Here is a 3,497-nt window from a genome sequence, read left to right on the forward strand (position 1 = left end):
GTCAACGGACCGCTGCTCACCGTCAGCGTCGGTTTTCACCAACCGCACAATCCAAGCCACGCGTCCACCCCCAATCAGAGAACAGACACGAAACTATCGCGCCGTCGTCCGCACCCCCAATCTTCAGACAGTCCCGCCGCTGGCAGCCTGGGCATCCATCTGGTGCCGCTGCCCAGCTACAGCCCGGACTTGATGGCGGTCGAGCCGCTGTGGCGCTGGCTGCGCGAGGACGTCACCTACCACCACTGCCATGCCACGGCTGAGGACCTGATCCGCCGCGTCGCCGCTTCCGAAGCCGCCGTCAATGCCGATCCCTGTGCTGTTGCCGATCGGCTGTGGGTCAAGGATCATCTTGATCCTGAGGAGGAGAAGCTACGGTTCTCAAAGTAGACGCGGTTTAGTAACAAGGACAGAAGCTCGGATTACAGCATACTGCAGGACGGTTGGGCCTCTGCTTGCAGGAATACAGCGGCGTCGCTCTCCTCGGGCTGCCTGGGTTGCGGCCGCCGTGCCCGTCCAGACCATATGACGGTGCGGCCAGAGGCGTGCGTTCCTGTCACGGCCGGTGCCTGCGGCAGCCGACGATGGTCCACCATAGAGTCACAGAGATCAGACTCGCCGCGCCGCCGCCGGCTTCGTTGCGATCTCTGTGGCTCTGGTGCGCCCCGAAGGGTGCAATCACCTTGTGGGTGCAAGTCCCACCCGGGCAATGGTCGGTTGGCCCGGTAGCTGGCAGGCGGTGCGGTTGGGTAACTGGCCGTATCGAAGCCCTGCGACAAAGGCCGCTTCTGGCGGCTGAGCGACTCGATGGGCCGTAACGTGAGTGAAGCCTGAGCAGGCCCCGAAAGGGAAGTTGTGGACGCCGACCCGCCCAGAGTACGGGGAAGGCAGCATGGACCGGGAAGCAGCCGACAGACGCACCGGGACAGTCCGCCGGGGTAAGGGGCACAGCACGTCGAGACGGGGATTGTGCAAGCGGGGGAGGCCCGTTCCGGGGACGAGGGTAGCGGCCTCAACGCTGCGCAGGCAGCGGTCCTGGCGGGCGTCGGACAGGGTCGTAGTACCGCCGAAGCCGGGTAACGCCGGTGGAGGGAAGGACCCTGACTTCTGGTATGTTTCTGAAGCCGATGAGGCGGCGGTGATTGGCGATGAGCCTGCAAACACCCGATGCGGTCCGGACTTTGCAGCGGAAACTCTACGGCAAGGCGAAAGCCGAGCCGGGCTACCGGTTCTATCTGCTCTACGACAAGGTCTGGCGGGCGGACATCCTGCGCCACGCATACGACCTGGCGCGCGCCAATGACGGTGCACCAGGGGTGGACGGGGTGACGTTCGAACAGATCGAGACAGCAGGTCGAGAGGGCTGGCTGGCCCGGCTGGGCGAGGAACTACGTGCGAAGACGTATCGGTGCCAGCCGGTCCGACGGGTGATGATCCCGAAGGCCGGCGGCGGGGAACGGCCATTGGGGATCCCGACGATCCAGGACCGGGTGGTGCAGACCGCGGCAAAACTGGTGCTGGAACCCATCTTTGAAGCGGATCTGGACCCGGCAGCCCACGGCTACCGGCCGGAACGCAGTGCAACGGAGGCTATCCAGACGGTGCTGAGCCTGCTGCGGCAGGGCTACATCGATGTGGTCGATGCCGATCTGAGCAAGTATTTCGATACTATCCCACACCGCGAGCTGACACAGACGCTGGCCCGCCGCATAGCCGACGGCGGCATGCTGCGGTTGATCAAGCTTTGGCTCAAGGCGCCGGTCGAGATCACCGGCGGGGATGGTCGGAAGCGCTTGGAAGGGGGCAGAGCGAGCCGGCAGGGCGTCCCGCAAGGGGGCGAGATCACTCCACCCACAATGGTGCAAAACTTCCGTTTGATCTGACGATAACGATCCCGCGGGATCGGCTGCGCCCGCACTATCGCGACGGCTTCGCGGGAGCACCGTTGATGGCGTGTCGGCCGTGCAATCCGCATCGGCCCGGTCACGGAGGCGCCGATGCCCCGGCGCAGAACAAACCTTCGCCCCCTCACAATCCAGGTGAGCCATGAGGCCAGCCGGCTCGAACAGCACGTCATGGCCGACGCCTTTGAGCGGCTGTTGCCGATCATCGAACGCCGGCTTCGCTCCCGGCCCGACACGTGCGGCTCACCTGGCCAGGCTACGTCCGACACCATCCTCGTTCCAAGGAAGAAACCTGCATGACGTCTATACGCGCTGCCATTTATGCCCGCGTCTCCTCCGAGCAGCAGGCCAGCGACAGCACTATCAGCAGCCAGATCGCGGCCCTGGAGGCCCGCCTCGCCCAGGACGGCCTGTCGCTGATGCCCGATGAACGCTTCTGCGACGAAGGCTACAGCGGCGCCACTCTGGTGCGCCCCGCCCTCGAGCGCCTGCGCGACGCTGTCGCAGCCGGTCACATCGATCGTATATACGTGCATTCGCCCGACCGCCTCGCCCGCCGTTATGCCTACCAAGTGCTGCTGATCGACGAGTTTCGCCGCGCCGGGGTCGAGGTCGTGTTCCTCAACCGCTCGATCGGCCTCTCGCCGGAGGACGACCTTTTGCTGCAAGTGCAGGGCATGGTAGCCGAATACGAGCGTGCCAAGATCTTGGAGCGCAGCCGACGCGGTAAGCGGCACGCCGCCCACCAGGGCGAGGTGAGCGTGTTGTCGGGCGCGCCCTATGGTTACCGCTATATCGACAAGCATATCGGCGGCGGGGTGGCCCGCTATGAGGTTCAGGAGGACGAGGCCCGCATCGTACGCCAGATCTTTCAGTGGATCGGCCGCGAGCGCATCAGCATTGGCGAGGTGTGCCGGCGGCTGCGGACCCAGGGCTGCCCGACCCGCAGCGGCAAGCTGGCCTGGGACCGCTCGACCGTGGCGGGCATCCTCAAGAACCCCGCTTATGCCGGCGCGGCGGCCTTCGGCAAGACCCGGGTTGGGCCGCTGCCGGCCCGCTTGCGCCCGGTGCGCGGGGGCGCCGAGCAGCCCCGCCGCGCCTATGGCGTCTACGACGTGGCCCCGGAGGCATGGATCAGCGTGCCGGTCCCACCCCTGATCGACGCGGCGCTGGCCGAGGCGGCGGTCGAGCAACTGGCGGAGAACCGACGGCGTAGCCGGCAGAGTGCCCGCGGCCAGCGCTATCTGCTGCAAGGGCTGGTGGTCTGTCGGCAGTGCGGTTATGCATACTATGGCAAGGCCGTCAGCCTGGCCTCGGCCAAAGGCCAGCGGCGTCATTATGCCTACTATCGTTGTTGCGGCAGTGATGCGTATCGTTTCGGTGGCGAACGCCTGTGCGCGAATCAGCAGGTGCGCACCGACCGGTTGGACGAAGCGGTGTGGCGAGAGGTTGAGCGCGTGCTTGAAGAGCCTGTTTGACTGCGGCGACACGCTATGACCGAGACGACCGTCCATATGCGATCCCGTCGTTCTGTCGCGCGTTATCGGCGCGGCAGGAGGAGCAAGCCATGTGGACGGCGGCACATCGCGAGCG

Annotated in this window: 2 protein-coding genes and 1 pseudogene; all 3 read left to right on the forward strand. The window is 65.9% G+C overall.

Annotated features, from left to right (window positions below):
- Positions 1-390, forward strand: a pseudogene (locus CCS01_RS34620) (hypothetical protein); the annotation flags it as partial.
- Between the two features lie 758 nt (positions 391-1,148).
- On the forward strand, positions 1,149-1,883 hold the full coding sequence (locus tag CCS01_RS11755) for a reverse transcriptase domain-containing protein (protein WP_193540130.1): 735 nt from the start codon (positions 1,149-1,151) through the stop codon (positions 1,881-1,883).
- 317 nt (positions 1,884-2,200) lie between these two features.
- A complete protein-coding gene (locus CCS01_RS11765) occupies positions 2,201-3,382 on the forward strand; it encodes a recombinase family protein (protein WP_104519018.1) in 1,182 nt (393 codons plus the stop codon).
- Positions 3,383-3,497 lie beyond the last annotated feature (115 nt).

The organism is Rhodopila globiformis (assembly GCF_002937115.1).
Lineage (GTDB): Bacteria > Pseudomonadota > Alphaproteobacteria > Acetobacterales > Acetobacteraceae > Rhodopila > Rhodopila globiformis.